This is a genomic window from Streptomyces sp. NPDC049837 (assembly GCF_040674455.1).
Lineage (GTDB): Bacteria > Actinomycetota > Actinomycetes > Streptomycetales > Streptomycetaceae > Streptomyces.
The window spans coordinates 290163-306025 of the sequence record NZ_JBFAMP010000006.1; the positions used below are offsets into that span (position 1 = coordinate 290163).

Consider the following 15863-nt stretch of genomic DNA (forward strand, 5'->3'; position numbering starts at 1 on the left):
GTACGTAGGGACCGGTGTCGGGGGTTCCCCGCGGGCATGAACTTCAGGTAACTCGTCCGCTTCTCGCCCCTGCCGTGCGGCCCCCGCGTTGTCCGCCGCGTGGGCGGCCAGGCAGGATGTCGGACATGACGCACGCCATGCTGAAGGGCTCGAACGTCCCGCTCGACGCCGCGGCCGTACGGGCCGTACTGTGCTGGACCCCCGGCCCCGGGGTGCCGGACGTGGACGCTTCCGCCCTGCTGCTCGGCGGCGACGGGCGGGTGCGTTCGGACGAGGACTTCGTCTTCTACAACCAGCCGCGCCACCCGTCGGGTCTGGTGCGGCGGCTGCCGAAGAAGCGGGTGCCGGAGGGGCTGACCGACACGGTCGAGGCGGACCTCGCGGCGCTGGACGCGTCGGTGGACCAGGTGGTGGTGGCGGCGTCGTCGGACGGGGACACCTTCGATCGCGTACGGGATCTGCGGATCCTGCTGTACGACGCCGGCTCGGGCGCCACGGAGCCGCTCGCCGTCTTCGAGGTGAAGCCCGAGACGGGCGAGGAGACGGCCATCATCTGCGGCGAGCTGTACCGGCGCGGGGAGGGCTGGAAGTTCCGCGCGGTGGGGCAGGGGTATCCGACGGGGCTGATCGGCCTGGCCACGGCGTTCGGCATCTCGGTGGACGAGGCGGAGGAGACGCAGGGGACCGAGGAGACGCAGGGGCCGGAGGGGACGCAGGAGACGCAGGGGCCCGAGGGGGCGGAGCAGGCCGTTGGGCACGGTACGGCCGGGTCCGCGGACCGGCAGTCGGCGCCGGACGCCACGGCGTCGCCCACGGCTGCGACGTCGGCCACGGCTGCGGAAGCGCCCACCACCGCGGTGCCCGCGCCCCCGGCTCCGTCCGCGCCCCCGGCGCCCCCGGTACCGGCGGCTCCCCCGGCGCCGGCGCCGGCGTACGGCTACCCGCAGGCCGGTTCGCCGCAGCCCGCGTACGGTTACCCGCAGCCCGGCTCGGCCCAGCCCGCGTACGGGTATCCGCAGCCCGCCGCGGCGGCCGCGCCCGCTCCGGACCCGAACTTCCGGCTGCCGCCGATGGGCCCGCAGTTCGTACGGAACTGACGGCGGGCGGGGTCAGACCTTGCCGGCCTTGAAGCCCCGCCCCCATTGCAGGCCCCACCCGTACAGGCGGTCCAGCTCGGCCTGGAAGCCGTACACGAACCGCACCTCCCGCCGTACCACCAGCTCGTCCTTGACGTTCTCCAGCATGAAGACCGCGCAGGAACGGGCTTGTGGCGCGCGTTCGTCGAGCTCTATCTCGATGCGCGGGCCGTTGCTCGGGTAGAGGGTCATGGTGGCGTGCGTACGGTCGAACGCCGGTGTCTGGTCGTAGATGTAGACGAAGAACAGCAGGCGCTTGATCGCGTCCCGGTGGTCGAGGTTGACGAAGATCGTCTCGCCGGAGGGCGCGCCGAACCGGTCGTCGCCGCTGAGCTTCACGTACGGCGGTGAGTTGAGGTCCCCGAAGAAGCTGCCGAGCGGCTGGACCACGCCCTTGGTGCCGTCCTTCAGCTCGTAGAGACAGCCGATGTCCAGGTCCACATTGACCACACCCTGGGTGTGTGCCTGGACCACATCGGGCTTGAAGAGCTTGAGGGGGTGCCGCAGCAGCCGGCCGCTGTGCCTGGACCGGCCCTCGATGTCGGAGGTACGCATCCGCCAGGAGAGGTTGACGCGCAGGTTGCCGGTCGCCGCGCCCTGTTTGGTGAGCGAGACGGACGGGCGGCGCTTGGTCAGGTCGATGGCGTTCGTCGAGGCGCTGCCCGAGTCGAACTGCGCCGCGTTGTTGTTGCGCAACAGGTTGTCCCAGAAGGCCATGCACCCACCCCCAGTCGTCCGGTTCCCCATGGATACGCGCGGATACGCGGCGGGGCGGCCGGGAGCACCCGGCCGCCCCGCAACGGAAGCGTTCCTCAATGCCGGGGCCGCCACACCACCGCGGGCCCCGGCGAATGTCACACGGCGACGTGCGTCTTGTCCTCCTCGCCTGCCGCCGCCAGCGCCTTGTTGCGGCGCACGGAGGACAGGAAGGACGCGGCGATCAGGAAGACACCGATGGTGCCGGTGATGAGCTCGCTGATCTCGTGCTGGATGGTGATGAGCAGGATGACCGCGAGCGCGCCGATCGCGTAGTGCGCGCCGTGCTCCAGGTAGACGTAGTCGTCCAGCGTGCCCTGGCGAACCAGGTAGACGGTGAGCGACCGGACGTACATCGCGCCGATGCCGAGGCCCAGCGCCATCCAGAAGATGTGGTTGGTGATGGCGAAGGCGCCGATGACGCCGTCGAAGGAGAAGGAGGCGTCGAGGACCTCGAGGTACAGGAAGAGGAAGAACGCCGCCTTGCCGGCGAGGCCGACCGCGGAGACCGGCTTGCCTTCCTTCTTGGCCTTCTCCTCCTCCTCGTGCTCGCGTTCCTCTTCTTCCTCCAGCTTGTCCTCGAAGTACCCGGACAGGCCGCCGACCACCAGGTACGTGATCAGGCCCGCCACACCGGACAGCAGCACGGTGGCCGACTTGTCGGCGTGGCCGGTGCTGGTGTGTGCCTGGACGGCGAAGGTCATGGCGGTGATCATCAGGACGATCAGGGCGATGCAGACCGACAGCATGTCGACCTTGCCGAGCTTGGCCGCCGGGCGCTCCAGCCACTTCAGCCACTTATGCTCGCGCTCCTCGAACATGAAGTCCAGGAAGATCATGAGCAGGAACATGCCGCCGAAGGCGGCGATGGCCGCGTGCGCGTCGGTGACGAGGTCCTCGTACCGCCCGGGGTTGTCCAGGGCGAGCTGGACGGCCTCGATGGGGCCGACCTTGGCGCTGATGGCGACGATCACGACGGGGAAGACCAGCCGCATGCCGAAGACCGCGATCAGAATGCCGATCGTCAGGAAGATCTTCTGCCAGAAGGCGTTCATCTTCTTGAGGATTCCGGCGTTGACGACCGCGTTGTCGAACGACAGCGAGATCTCGAGGATCGACAGGATCAGTACGATCCCGAACGCCTCCCAGCCCCACTGCCAGGCGGCGAAAGCGAGGCCGAGCGCCGTGACGGCGAACGACCAGCCGAAGGTTTTCAGAACCACTGGCTACCCAATCGTGTTAAGTACGGGTACGGGTCTCCCCCGCGCCGTGCGCGCCGGGCTTTGAACGAACCCGGAGACGTGCTTTAGGAAACATTGACCCCGAAGTCTAGAGCGATGCCCCTCAGGCCCGATGCGTACCCCTGCCCTACCGCCCGGAACTTCCACTCGCCGCCGTACCGGTAGAGCTCGCCGAAGATCATCGCCGTCTCGGTGGAGGCGTCCTCGCTGAGGTCGTAGCGCGCCAGTTCCTGGCCGTCCGCCTGGTTCACGACGCGGATGAACGCGTTGCTGACCTGGCCGAAGGTCTGGCCCCGGTTGTCCGCCTCGTGGATGGAGACCGGGAAGACGATCTTGTCGCAGTGGGCCGGGACCCGGGGGAGGTCGACGATCAGCGACTCGTCGTCGCCGTCGCCCTCACCGGTGAGGTTGTCGCCGGTGTGCTCGACGGAGCCGTCGGGGCTGGTGAGGTTGTTGTAGAAGACGAACCATTCATCGCCGAGCACCCTGCCGTTCTGGCACAGCAGTGCGCTGGCGTCGAGGTCGAAGGGTGCTCCGGTGGTGGAGCGCGCGTCCCAGCCGAGTCCGATGAGCACCTGGGTGAGGTTGGGTGCGGCCTTGGAGAGGGAGACGTTGCCTCCCTTGGCGAGCGTGACGCCCATGACGTGGATCCTCCCCTGAGATCTGCTGCTGCGTTGTCCCGGGGACGACCCCCGGATCCCCGGCCCGCGCACGGGCCGGTCGGTGTGCCCGCGTGCCCGCGGGCGGGCGGTGAGGCACGTCGGTAAGGCACGTCCGGCGCCGCACGAGAACGTGCGGCGCCGGACGAAACTGCACGGCGTCCCCAAGCCCGGGGCGGTACCCCCGGCGTCCCGGTGCGCCCGCCCCGCGGTACGTACGCCCAACCCGGCCCACCCCGGCCCGGCCCGGCCCGGTCCGGCTCGGCGACGCGGCACGCCACGCGCCGGGCGCATCGCGGCACGACGCCAAACCCCGCGCCGGGCGCGGCACCGCACCGCGACGCAACGTGCGAGCCGAGCCGCCCCGGACGGCGCCGTCACGCACCGCGTGCCGGGCCGTACCCCACGCGCGGCCGACCCGGGCCGTTACCGCCACCGCGGCCGTTACCGCTGTCGGGCGGTGGGTCAGACGTTGACGCCGAAGTCCTGCGCGATGCCGCGCAGGCCCGAGGCGTAGCCCTGGCCCACCGCGCGGAACTTCCACTCCGCGCCGTGGCGGTACAGCTCGCCGAAGACCATGGCGGTCTCCGTCGAGGCGTCCTCGCTCAGGTCGTAGCGGGCGATCTCGGCGCCGCCGGCCTGGTTCACGACGCGGATGAACGCGTTGCGGACCTGGCCGAAGGACTGCTGACGGGTCTCGGCGTCGTAGATCGACACCGGGAAGACGATCTTGGCGACGTCGGCCGGGACGTTGGCCAGGTCGACCTTGACCTGCTCGTCGTCGCCCTCGCCCTCGCCGGTGAGGTTGTCACCGGTGTGCTCGACCGAGCCGTCCGCGCTCTTCAGATTGTTGAAGAACACGAAGTCCTGGTCGTTGCGGACCTTGCCCTCGGCGTTGACCAGAATGGCGCTGGCGTCGAGGTCGAAGTCCGTACCGGTGGTGGTGCGGACGTCCCAGCCCAGACCGACGGTGACTGCCGTCAGGCCCGGGGCCTCCTTGGTCAGCGAGACGTTGCCGCCCTTGCTGAGGCTGACTCCCACGAGTCCCTCCATTGGTTTCCAGGGGCAGCGCCCCCGTCGTGCGTTGGCATCGGATCAACGACTGGATCCTAGTGACCGGTTCCCGTCGCGAGCAGGCACTTGCGCCGAAGATGTCAGAGGGTGTCGAGCGCGGCCACGTAGTCGTTGAGGTCGCGGGCGTCCGGCAGGCCGTTGACGACCGTCCAGCGGACGACGCCCTCCTTGTCGATGATGAAGGTGCCGCGCACCGCGCAGCCCTTCTCCTCGTCGAAGACGCCGTACGCGCGCGAGACCTCGCCGTGCGGCCAGAAGTCCGACAGCAGCGGGTACTCCAGGCCCTCCTGCTCGGCGAAGACGCGCAGGGTGTGGATCGAGTCGTTGGAGACGGCGAGGAGCTGGGTGTCGTCGTTGACGAACTTCGGCAGCTCGTCGCGGAGCGCGCACAGCTCGCCGGTGCACACGCCGGTGAAGGCGAAGGGGTAGAAGAGGAGCACGACGTTCTTCTCGCCCCGGAAGTCGGCGAGCGACACGGTGCGTCCGTGGTTGTCCTTCAGCTCGAAGTCCGGGGCCTTGGTGCCGACCTGGACAGGCGTGGCCGTCTCGATCGCCTCGATCGCCATGACAGAAAGCGTCCCTTCGCTGGTGTCCACCGGGGTGTCCACTGAGTGTCGTGGGATCCCACCCTACGCACAGGGCCCCCGCCGACAGATGTCGGTGGGGGCCCTGGGGGCTGGGGGGCCGGCTGTGGCCGGCTGGGGAACCGCGGCTCAGCGCTTGCCGGTCTTGGCCGCCTTCGGCGTGACCAGGCGGCTGCCGGTCCAGTCCTTGCCCGCGTTGATGCTCCGGGTCTGCGAGAGGCCCGCGGTCTGGGCGGCCTCGTTGATGTCGCTGGGCTCGATGTAACCGTCACGGCCGGTCTTGGGCGTCAGGAGCAAGATCTCCCCGCCCTCGTCGACCAGACCGATGGCATCCACCAGCGCGTCCGTGAGGTCGCCGTCGTCATCGCGGAACCACAGCAGCACGACGTCGGCGACGTCGTCGTAGTCCTCGTCGAAGAGCTCCTGGCCGGTGACGGCCTCGATTGCCTCACGGAGCTCCTGCTCGACGTCGTCGTCGTAGCCGATCTCCTGGACCACCTGTCCGGGCTCGAACCCCAGCTTCGCCGCCGGGTTGGTCCGCTCCTCCGCGTGGTCCGCGGTCGCGCTCACGGCTTGCCTCCTGATCGTGTTTTGGAAAGTGCTTCGGCCGCGCGCGTACGCGTGGCATTGGGCGTAGTCCACACGTGCGGGGCGGATCGCGCAAGTACCCGGCGATCGAGACCGCCGAAACGGTGACTTTTGGGGCCGTCTCGCCGCAACTCCAGGCACCTTCCCGCCCGCGCCCGTGATACGCACCACGGCTCTTGACCCACTTTATTCGCTTCTACTCCTTCCGTGCGCCCGTGGGGGGCGAACGGCCGAACGGAACACATGGCCGGGTTGGGCGTAAGGTTGCGATTTGGCGGGCTCCCAGCGCCGATACGACGACCCGTGGGGGTTACCCCTCGGTAAAGATGACGTTTACCTTGCCCGGGGTACACGATGGTGGCGGCGCGACCGTACTGCTGACGCTCCACTCCCCGTAGGCTCCACCGACCAGAAGGAACAGCGTGGCTTCCGGATCCGATCGCAACCCGATCATCATTGGCGGCCTTCCCAGCCAGGTCCCGGATTTCGATCCCGAAGAGACCCAGGAATGGCTCGACTCCCTCGACGCCGCCGTGGACGAGCGCGGCCGGGAGCGGGCTCGTTACCTGATGCTCCGCCTGATCGAGCGGGCCCGCGAGAAGCGCGTGGCCGTGCCCGAGATGCGCAGCACGGACTACGTGAACACCATCGCCACCAAGGACGAGCCGTTCTTCCCCGGCAACGAGGAGATCGAGCGCAAGGTCCTCAACGCCACGCGCTGGAACGCGGCCGTGATGGTGTCGCGTGCGCAGCGTCCCGGTATCGGTGTCGGCGGCCACATCGCCACGTTCGCCTCCTCCGCTTCTCTCTACGACGTGGGCTTCAACCACTTCTTCCGGGGCAAGGACGAGGGCGATGGCGGCGACCAGATCTTCTTCCAGGGCCACGCCTCGCCCGGTGTCTACGCGCGCGCGTTCCTCCTCGACCGGCTGACCGAGGCGCAGCTCGACGCCTTCCGCCAGGAGAAGTCGAAGTTCCCCGACGGTCTGTCGTCGTACCCGCACCCGCGGCTGATGCCGGACTTCTGGGAGTTCCCGACGGTCTCGATGGGCCTCGGCCCGATCGGCGCTATCTACCAGGCGCGCATGAACCGTTACATGGAGGCACGCGGCATCGCGGACACCTCCAAGTCGCACGTGTGGGCGTTCCTCGGCGACGGCGAGATGGACGAGCCGGAGTCGCTCGGCCAGCTCTCGATCGCGGCGCGAGAAGGCCTCGACAACCTGACGTTCGTCGTCAACTGCAACCTTCAGCGGCTCGACGGCCCGGTGCGCGGCAACGGCAAGGTCATCCAGGAGCTGGAGTCGCAGTTCCGCGGCGCCGGCTGGAACGTGATCAAGCTGGTGTGGGACCGCTCCTGGGACCCGCTGCTGGCCCAGGACCGCGACGGCATCCTGGTCAACAAGCTGAACACCACGCCCGACGGGCAGTTCCAGACCTACGCGACGGAGACCGGCGCCTACATCCGGCAGCACTTCTTCGGCGACGACCACCGGCTGCGCACCATGGTCGAGAACATGACCGACGACCAGATCCTGCACCTGGGCCGTGGCGGTCACGACCACAAGAAGATCTTCGCGGCGTACAAGGCGGCGGTCGAGCACAAGGGCCAGCCGACCGTGATCCTGGCCCAGACGGTCAAGGGCTGGACGCTCGGCCCGAACTTCGAGGGCCGCAACGCGACGCACCAGATGAAGAAGCTGACGGTCGACGACCTGAAGCGCTTCCGCGACCGGCTGCACCTGCCGATCTCCGACAAGCAGCTCGAGGACGGCCTGCCGCCGTACTACCACCCGGGCCGCGACTCGGAGGAGATCCAGTACATGCACGACCGCCGCAAGGCGCTGGGCGGGTACGTCCCGACCCGGGTCGTGCGGGCCAAGCCCCTCGCGCTGCCGGAGGACAAGACGTACGCGGCGGTCAAGAAGGGCTCGGGGCAGCAGTCGATCGCCACGACGATGGCGTTCGTGCGGCTGCTGAAGGACCTGATGCGGGACAAGGAGATCGGCAAGCGGTTCGTGCTGATCGCGCCGGACGAGTACCGCACCTTCGGTATGGACTCGTTCTTCCCGAGCGCCAAGATCTACAACCCGCTCGGCCAGCAGTACGAGGCCGTGGACCGTGAGCTGCTGCTCGCCTACAAGGAGTCGCCCACCGGTCAGATGCTGCACGACGGCATCTCGGAGGCGGGCTGCACGGCGTCGCTGATCGCGGCCGGTTCGGCGTACGCGACGCACGGCGAGCCGCTGATCCCGGTGTACGTCTTCTACTCGATGTTCGGTTTCCAGCGGACCGGCGACCAGTTCTGGCAGATGGCCGACCAACTGTCGCGCGGCTTCGTACTGGGTGCGACCGCCGGTCGTACGACGCTGACCGGTGAGGGCCTTCAGCACGCGGACGGCCACTCGCAGCTCCTCGCCTCCACGAACCCGGCGTGCGTCGCGTACGACCCGGCGTTCGGCTTCGAGATCGCGCACATCGTCAAGGACGGTCTGCGCCGGATGTACGGCGAGACCGCCGACGGCAAGCCCGGCGAGGACGTCTTCTACTACCTGACCGTCTACAACGAGCCGATCCAGCACCCGGCCGAGCCGGCGGACGTCGACGTGGACGGCATCCTCAAGGGCCTGTACCGCTTCAGCACCGCCCAGGCCGGAGCTGTCCCCGCGCAGATCATGGCGTCCGGCGTGGCCGTGCCGTGGGCACTGGAGGCGCAGCGGATCCTCGCCGAGGAGTGGAACGTGCGCGCCGACGTGTGGTCGGCGACGTCCTGGAACGAGCTGCGCCGCGAGGCCGTGGCGGTGGAGGAGCACAACCTGCTCCACCCGGAGGAGGAGCAGCAGGTCCCGTACGTCACCCGGAAGCTGTCCGGCGCGGAGGGGCCGTTCGTGGCCGTCTCCGACTGGATGCGGTCCGTTCCGGACCAGATCGCGCGCTGGGTGCCGGGGACGTACACCTCGCTGGGCGCCGACGGCTTCGGGTTCGCGGACACGCGCGGCGCGGCGCGGCGGTACTTCCACATCGACGCCCAGTCGATCGTGCTGGCCGTGCTGACCGAGCTGGCCAAGGACGGCAAGGTGGACCGCTCGGTGCTGAAGCAGGCCGTGGACCGTTACCAGTTGCTGGACGTGTCGGCGGCCGACCCGGGCGCGGCGGGCGGCGACGCGTAACGCACGACGCGGCGCGGCGTGCAGCGCCGGGCGCGTAGCGCATAGGGCGGTGGGGGACTCGGGTCTCCCACCGCCCCATAACATTCCGGGCATGAACGAACGTTGGGAGGCGCGTACCCAGGCGCCGCTGCTGGGGCTCGCCATCGCGTTCGGCGTGGCCTACGCGATACCGATAGTGGCGCCCGACGCCGCCCCGTGGGTCCACCGCGCCTGTCTGGCGGTGGAGTGGGTGGTGTGGGGCGCCTTCGCCGTGGACTACGCCGTACGGTTGGTGCTGGCGCCGGAGCGCTGGGCCTTCGTGCGCCGCCACCCGCTGGACCTGGCGGCGGTGGTGCTGCCGCTGATCCAGCCGCTGCGACTGCTGCGGGTCGTCTCCACCCTGCTCCTGATGGGCCGGCGGGCCCGGATGGCACCGCAGATAACGCTCACCACCTATGTCGCCGGGTCCGTGCTGGGCCTGCTCATGTTCGGCTCGCTGGCCGTGCTGCACGTGGAGCGCGACGCGCCGGACGGGAACATCAAGACGCTGGGCGACGCGGTGTGGTGGTCGTTCACCACGATGACGACCGTCGGGTACGGCGACCACGCGCCGACGACGGGGCTCGGGCGGGTCCTGGCGGTCGGGCTGATGCTCTCCGGCATCGCCCTGCTGGGTGTCGTCACCGCCAACATCGCGGCGTGGTTCATCTCCCGCTTCGAGCGGGACGACGCGGTGGAGCGGCGCCAGACGGCGCTCCTGGAGGCCCTCACGCGAGAGGTCCAGGACCTCCGGGCGGAGGTCGCCCGGCTGTCGGGCAACACCGGGACGGCAGCCACCGGGCCCGCCGCGCCTGGCGCGACCACCATGCCTGCCGGGCCCGCCGGCCCCGCTGTTCCGGCGCAGACCACCAAGGAGGGGGCCGGCTAGCCACCGGTCGGGGGCCGCCCTAGAACGTGCCGTTGCCCGGGGTGCCGGCACCGGCCAGCCAGACGAGGGCCAGCACGGTGTCGATCGCCCCGAGAACGAACGCGACCAGCGCCGGGATGTGATCGTTCGCCCAGCGCCGGCCCATGCCGAGCCAGCCGCAGACGATCGCCACCGGGCCGAGGATGATGCCCAGTACGAAGAATCCGGCGACCGCGCAGACCAGCCCGACGATCCCGAGTGTCGCGCGATCCGGCCCGGTCCGCGACCACATCCGGCCGCGTGAGCGGGGGCTCCTGCGCGAACGTGAGGTGTACCCGAAACCGTCCATGGCCCCCGGGTGCCCTGGTTCAGCTCTCCCACACCTTGAAGGCCCTTACCTGGTAAGGCGATTGAGGGACCCAGGTGCCGCCGCCCGGATACGTCTCGAACTCGCCGGTCTCCGCGCACTCGGCGGACTGGTAGGTGGTGACGGGCCGTCCGGTGCGATTGGCGAGGGCGGCCGCGGTGGTCCCGGCAGGCAGCGGGACGCACGCCTCGATGTCGACGCCGGTCAGCTCGTGGGTGTGCCGGGTACCTCTGAACCCTTCCTTGGCCCACAGGCACAACTGCCCGGTGTCACAGGGCCCGAGCCGGGGCGGCGGCGCCGCGGCGACCGGGACGGCGGCCAAGGGAGCGGCGGCCACGGGGACGGCGCCCCCGAGCACGGCGGCGGCGAGCGCGCCGACGCCGAGAACGGCGGTCGTGGTGGCGGTGGTGAGGACAGTCGTGGAACGCATGGAAACCCCCGTCTGCGGCGTGACGATCACATGCCCCCATCGTGACGCAGCGTGACCATCAGGGGAAGGCTTCCTGGTCCGATCCACCCGGACGGGTGACGCAGCGCAACACCGAAGGCCCCGCAGCGCCTGCTGCGGGGCCTTCGGAGCCGGCGGTCAGATGTGGGCGCCGCCCGCGCCCGCCTCCGCGTTCTGGCCGCGCTTGGTGAGCGTGGCCACCAGCGCCGCGCCGACCGCCACGATGCCCGCGACCGTGAAGGCCAGGCCCATGCCGGAAAGGAAGGTGTCGTGGATGACGCCGCCGATCTTCGACAGGAGGTCCGGGGTCATGCCGGGCGCCTTCGCCAGCTCCGCCGGAACCCTGCCGAACTCCGCCGCCTGCTCCAGCCGCGGGTCGGCCGGGACCGGGATTCCGGCGTCCTTCCAGTTGGCCGCGAACTCGGAGCTCACCCGGGAGGACATGACCGCGCCCAGCACCGCCGTACCGAGCGCGCCGCCGACCTGCATCGCGGCCTGCTGGAGGCCACCGGCCACACCCGAGAGCTCCAGCGGGGCGTTGCCGACGATGACCTCGGTGGCGCCGACCATGACGGGAGCGAGGCCGAGGCCCAGCAGGGCGAACCAGAGGGACATCGCCAGCGTGCCGGTGTCCGCCGTCAGGGTGATCATGCCGAACATGGCGGCCGCCGTGCAGACCATGCCGCCCACCAGCGGGACGCGCGGCCCGAACTTGGTGATGAGCGCGCCCGCCAGCGGCGAGGAGACGATCATCATCGCCGTCAGCGGCAGCAGGTGCAGGCCGCTGTCGACCGGACTGAGCCCCTTGACGCCCTGGAGGAAGAACGTCACGAAGAACAGGCCGCCCATGAAGGCGAAGGCCATCAGCACCATGAGCACGGTGCCGGCCGACAGGGGTACGGAGCGGAACATGCCCAGCGGGATGAGCGGTTCCCGGACCTTCGTCTCCCAGATGGCGAACACGGCGAACAGGACCAGCGCGCCGCCCAGGAAGCCCCAGGTGTTGAGGCTGCCCCAGCCCCAGCTTTCGCCGGCCTTGATGATGCCCCAGATCAGGGAGCCCATCGCGGCCGACAGCAGCACGATGCCGATCACGTCGAACGAGCGCGGCGCGTTCTGTGCGCGGTGGTCCTTGAGGATCACCAGGCCCATCGCGAGCGCGACGACACCGACCGGCACGTTGATGAAGAACACCGACTGCCAGCTCACGTGCTCCACGAGCACGCCGCCGAGGATCGGCCCGCCCGCCGTGGAGGCGCCGATGACCATGCCCCAGATGCCGATCGCCATGTTCAGCTTCTCGGCCGGGAAGGTGGCGCGCAGCAGGCCGAGCGCCGCCGGCATGAGCAGCGCGCCGAACAGGCCCTGGAGCACCCGGAAGGCGATCACGAGGGTGATCGAGTCGGACAGGCCGATCGCGCCGGACGCGCCGGCGAAGCCGGCGATACCGATGAGGAACGTCTGACGGTGGCCGAAGCGGTCACCGAGCTTGCCGGCCGTGATCAGCGCGACGGCCAGGGCGAGCAGATAGCCGTTGGTGATCCATTGGACGTCGGCCATGGAGGCGCCGAGGTCCACCTGGATGGCCGGGTTGGCGATCGCGACGATCGTGCCGTCGAGCGCGACCATCATCACGCCGACCGCCACGGCGAACAGTGTCAGCCAGGGGTGGCCGCGCAGCCCCTTGGCCGGTGCGGGCACGGGTTCCGAGCCCTGCGGCCGCTTCTCGATGGTGGTCTGACTAGTCATACCGCGAGGCTAATGTCAGTCACTGACAATTGACAAAGCATTTCATACGCCGGTAACTGTCGCGTAGCTCACAGGTAGCCTGAGCAGCCAGAAATGGCGGAAAGAGGACCATGAAGTGACGGCCGAGCAGCCGACCACCACAGGGACGCCGGCCCCCGCCGGGCTGCGCGAGCGCAAGAAGCGGCGCACCCGCGACGCACTCCTGCGCGCCGCGCTGGAGCTCTTCACGACCCAGGGGTACGAGCGGACGACGGTGGACGAGATCGTCGACGCCGTCGACGTCTCCCAGCGCACCTTCTTCCGCTACTTCACCAGCAAGGAAGAGGTGGCCTTCGCCGTCCAGCAGATGGTCGAGCAGCATTTCGTGGCCGCCCTGCGCGACCGCCCCGCCCACGAGGCTCCCCTGGAGGCGATGCGCAACGCCGTCCTGTCCGCCTGGGACACCATCGGCGAGGCGATCATGGAGGTCGTCCCCGTCGAGCTGTACCTCCGCACCTTCCAGGTGATCGAGTCGACGCCCGCGCTGCTGGCCGTACACCTCCGGCGCTCCATCGAGATGGAGGAGAACATCGCCCGGCTGATCGCCGAGCGGGAGGGCCTCGACGTGGACGCCGACCCGCGCCCCCGGGTGGCCGTCGCCGCGTTCAGCGGGGTCATGCGGGTCACCGGACAGTTGTGGGGCCGGGGCGAGGACCCCTCCCTGGAGGCGATCCGCGCGCTCACCGAGGCCTACCTCGACCACCTCGGACCGGCCCTCGCCGCCGACTGGCGCGACGCACCGGCGTAACGCTCACAGGTCACCGGGCACGGGCACAGGTCACCAGGCGCGGGTCACGGGTCACCGGTCACGGCACCCATGTACGCCCCCCGTACGCCCCTGCACGCGCGCGCGTGCAGCGCGCCGGGGCGCACCGGCGCACCGTTGCGTGTGCCCGGCGCGCACGGAGAGTGATCGAGCTTCCCCCAACCGGCCACTCTCACGCGTGATGTACCTCACCCTCTTCGCGGCGCCCCACACGTGTCTCCTAGGGTGTCCCGCAGTGACTTCCTTCGACTCCTCCCCCACGCTCCAGGTGTGGCGCGCGCTGCTCGCCCTCGCCGTGGTCTTCGTCCTCCTGATGACCACCGGCTGGACGGCCGTCCGGCATCACCGCGGGCCAGGAGAGCCGCGCGAGGCCGCACTCGCCGCGTGGCGGGACGGCCGGATAGGCACGCGGGACCTTCCCGATCCCGCGTCGCCGCCGACCGTACTCGCCGCGTTCTTCCACTCCCTGACCGAGCGTCAGCGCGACCGGCTGGCCGCCGAGTACCCGCTCGTCGTCGGCAACCTCGACGGCGTGCCCGTGACCCTCCGCTACCGCGCCAACCGGATCGCGCTGCGCGCCGCGTACGACGCCGAGCGCAAGCGGGTGGAGGACCAGCGGCTGTCGCCCGACGGCCACCAGGAGGCCGTCCGCCGCACGCACCGGTTCGCCTCCCTGATGCGCGAGGGCCGGCAGATCCTCGCCTTCGACCCGTCCGGCAAGGGCCGCGTCGCCGAGGTGTTCGGCGACCTCGACCGGGCGCAGCGCGTCTCGGTGGTCGTCCCGGGCGTCGACACGAACCTGCTGACGTTCCAGAAGACGGCGCGGAAGTACACGGCACCCGTCGGCATGGCCGAATCGCTGTACGCCGCCGAACGCGCCGCCGCGCCCGCCACCCGTACCGCCGTGATCGCCTGGGCCGACTACACCGCGCCCGTCGGCGTCGGCATGGACGCGGCCATCGGGCGGCTCGCCGAGACCGGGGCGGCCCGGCTCGTCTCGCTCACCTCCGCGCTGCCCGGCGACTCCCGCGTCGCCCTGTTCTGCCACAGCTACGGCTCCGTGGTGTGCGGCGTCGCCGCGCGCGAGCTGCCCGCCCGGGTGGCGGACGTCGCGGTGGCCGGGAGCCCCGGGATGCGGGCCGAGAACGCCGCCGGGCTCGGCACCCGCGCCCGGGTGTGGGCCATGCGTGACGCCGACGACTGGATCGCCGACGTGCCGTACCTGGACGTCGGCGGACTGGGCCACGGCGCCGATCCGGTGGCCCCGGAGTTCGGGGCCCGGGTGCTGTCGGCGGCGGGCGCCGTCGGGCACGCCGGATATTTCGAACCGGGCACCGAGAGCCTCCGCAACTTCGCGGAGATAGGTGTCGGCTCGTATCGCACCGTGCGCTGCGCGGGCGGCCAGGACGCCTGCCGCAGCGGAATCTCCGGCACGGGCGCGCTCTGACGCGCGTAGAGGCGCGTGGAGCGCCGCCGAAGCTCACAAGTCTTCTGGGGGCGACGCGCGGGCGCCCGCCGCATACGATGAGGCGCATGGGTGATGTGCTGGCCGGAATTCATGCCACCTGGGAGTTCGAACCCGACGCCGTGCTCATCCGCTTCGAACGGGGGATCCGCGCACCGAAGCTCTACCAGGCGCTGCGCGAGCGACGCATCCCGCACGAGGCGTTGGCGTCGGTGACCCTCTCCCCTGGCAGACGCGGCACGGTCGTGCTGCACGCGGTGCCGAGAGCGGGCGCCGATCCGCTGATGGAAGCGGCCGCGGGTCAGCTCAAGGACTCCGGCGACCCCTACCGGCTGGTGCTGCCCGCCGAGCGGGAGACGCTCGCCGAGTACTACGCCGACGAGCTGCGCGCCGCGCTCGGTCCGGAGGCGAAGGAACCGGCCGACCGGTTCCTGGTGGCCGTCCCCGAGGCGCCGCTCCAGTTCAAGGCGTACGACGGCAAGGCGTCCTTCGACGGCAGCCAGGTGGCGTTCCGGTGGTTCTGGACCGGTGCGTCGTCCGCCAAGTGGAAGGCCGGCGACCAGACCTTCCCCGTGCGGGAGCTGAGCGGCGTCGAGTGGCGCTCGCCCGACGTCTTCGACGGTTACCTGCGGCTGCTGCGGCGCGGGCACGCGGGCGACGCCCAGCCGGCGCAGGCGGACCAGGACCCGGCGGCGGTCGTCTTCGGGCTCGGGTACGGGCCGGTGCACGAGTCGCTGCCCTTCGCGGCCGCGGTCCTCGCGGCGGTACGGGAGGCGGGCTCCGCGCCCGTACCGGTGCCCGCCGCCGTGACGGCCGGCCGGGACCCGGCGGTCATCGCCGAGCGGATACGGCACCTGGGCGAGCTGTACCAGGCGGGTCTGGTGACGGACGAGGAGTTCGCGGCCAAGAAGGCCCAGTTGCTGGCCGAGCTGTAA

Annotated in this window: 15 protein-coding genes; 6 read left to right on the forward strand and 9 right to left on the reverse strand. The window is 70.4% G+C overall.

The window, feature by feature from the left end:
* Positions 1-116 precede the first annotated feature (116 nt).
* Positions 117-1097: a TerD family protein gene (locus tag AB0J57_RS19055; RefSeq protein WP_366129365.1), complete on the forward strand. Its 981-nt coding sequence runs from the start codon at positions 117-119 to the stop codon at positions 1095-1097.
* 12 nt (positions 1098-1109) lie between these two features.
* Here AB0J57_RS19055 and AB0J57_RS19060 read toward each other — a convergent pair whose 3' ends face one another.
* The 6 genes from AB0J57_RS19060 to AB0J57_RS19085 all read right to left on the reverse strand — a co-directional run bounded on the left by AB0J57_RS19060 (position 1110) and on the right by AB0J57_RS19085 (position 6020).
* A complete protein-coding gene (locus AB0J57_RS19060; protein ID WP_366129366.1) occupies positions 1110-1853 on the reverse strand; it encodes a Tellurium resistance in 744 nt (247 codons plus the stop codon).
* Positions 1854-1990: 137 nt separating this feature from the next.
* Positions 1991-3115 carry a DUF475 domain-containing protein gene (locus AB0J57_RS19065; RefSeq protein ID WP_366129367.1) on the reverse strand — a complete coding sequence of 375 codons (1125 nt, stop codon included), beginning with the start codon at positions 3113-3115 and terminating at the stop codon, positions 1991-1993.
* Between the two features lie 83 nt (positions 3116-3198).
* Positions 3199-3774 (reverse strand): TerD family protein, encoded by a 576-nt coding sequence (locus tag AB0J57_RS19070; RefSeq protein ID WP_366129368.1) that lies wholly within the window; start codon positions 3772-3774, stop codon positions 3199-3201.
* A gap of 483 nt (positions 3775-4257) precedes the next feature.
* Complete coding sequence (locus AB0J57_RS19075) at positions 4258-4833, reverse strand: TerD family protein (protein WP_366129369.1); 576 nt, start codon at positions 4831-4833, stop codon at positions 4258-4260.
* A 113-nt stretch (positions 4834-4946) separates the two neighbouring features.
* Complete coding sequence (locus AB0J57_RS19080) at positions 4947-5432, reverse strand: peroxiredoxin (RefSeq protein WP_366129370.1); 486 nt, start codon at positions 5430-5432, stop codon at positions 4947-4949.
* Positions 5433-5579: 147 nt separating this feature from the next.
* Complete coding sequence (locus tag AB0J57_RS19085) at positions 5580-6020, reverse strand: DUF3052 domain-containing protein (protein WP_366129372.1); 441 nt, start codon at positions 6018-6020, stop codon at positions 5580-5582.
* 440 nt (positions 6021-6460) lie between these two features.
* Between AB0J57_RS19085 and aceE the strand changes: the two genes are divergently transcribed.
* Positions 6461-9208 (forward strand): pyruvate dehydrogenase (acetyl-transferring), homodimeric type, encoded by a 2748-nt coding sequence (aceE, locus tag AB0J57_RS19090; protein ID WP_366129373.1) that lies wholly within the window; start codon positions 6461-6463, stop codon positions 9206-9208.
* A 91-nt stretch (positions 9209-9299) separates the two neighbouring features.
* Entirely contained in the window at positions 9300-10115 is an 816-nt protein-coding gene (locus tag AB0J57_RS19095) for a potassium channel family protein (RefSeq protein WP_366129374.1), read from the forward strand.
* 19 nt (positions 10116-10134) lie between these two features.
* Here AB0J57_RS19095 and AB0J57_RS19100 read toward each other — a convergent pair whose 3' ends face one another.
* The 3 genes from AB0J57_RS19100 to AB0J57_RS19110 all read right to left on the reverse strand — a co-directional run bounded on the left by AB0J57_RS19100 (position 10135) and on the right by AB0J57_RS19110 (position 12658).
* On the reverse strand, positions 10135-10443 hold the full coding sequence (locus AB0J57_RS19100; RefSeq protein WP_366129375.1) for a small hydrophobic protein: 309 nt from the start codon (positions 10441-10443) through the stop codon (positions 10135-10137).
* 19 nt (positions 10444-10462) lie between these two features.
* Positions 10463-10891 (reverse strand): peptidase inhibitor family I36 protein, encoded by a 429-nt coding sequence (locus tag AB0J57_RS19105; RefSeq protein WP_366129376.1) that lies wholly within the window; start codon positions 10889-10891, stop codon positions 10463-10465.
* 156 nt (positions 10892-11047) lie between these two features.
* Positions 11048-12658 carry an MFS transporter gene (locus AB0J57_RS19110; protein ID WP_366129377.1) on the reverse strand — a complete coding sequence of 537 codons (1611 nt, stop codon included), beginning with the start codon at positions 12656-12658 and terminating at the stop codon, positions 11048-11050.
* Positions 12659-12773: 115 nt separating this feature from the next.
* Here AB0J57_RS19110 and AB0J57_RS19115 point away from each other — a divergent pair, with 115 nt between their 5' ends.
* The 3 genes from AB0J57_RS19115 to AB0J57_RS19125 all read left to right on the forward strand — a co-directional run bounded on the left by AB0J57_RS19115 (position 12774) and on the right by AB0J57_RS19125 (position 15863).
* A complete protein-coding gene (locus tag AB0J57_RS19115) occupies positions 12774-13445 on the forward strand; it encodes a TetR family transcriptional regulator (RefSeq protein ID WP_366129378.1) in 672 nt (223 codons plus the stop codon).
* A 253-nt stretch (positions 13446-13698) separates the two neighbouring features.
* Positions 13699-14910 (forward strand): alpha/beta hydrolase, encoded by a 1212-nt coding sequence (locus tag AB0J57_RS19120; protein ID WP_366129379.1) that lies wholly within the window; start codon positions 13699-13701, stop codon positions 14908-14910.
* Positions 14911-14996: 86 nt separating this feature from the next.
* Entirely contained in the window at positions 14997-15863 is an 867-nt protein-coding gene (locus tag AB0J57_RS19125) for a DUF4429 domain-containing protein (protein WP_366129380.1), read from the forward strand.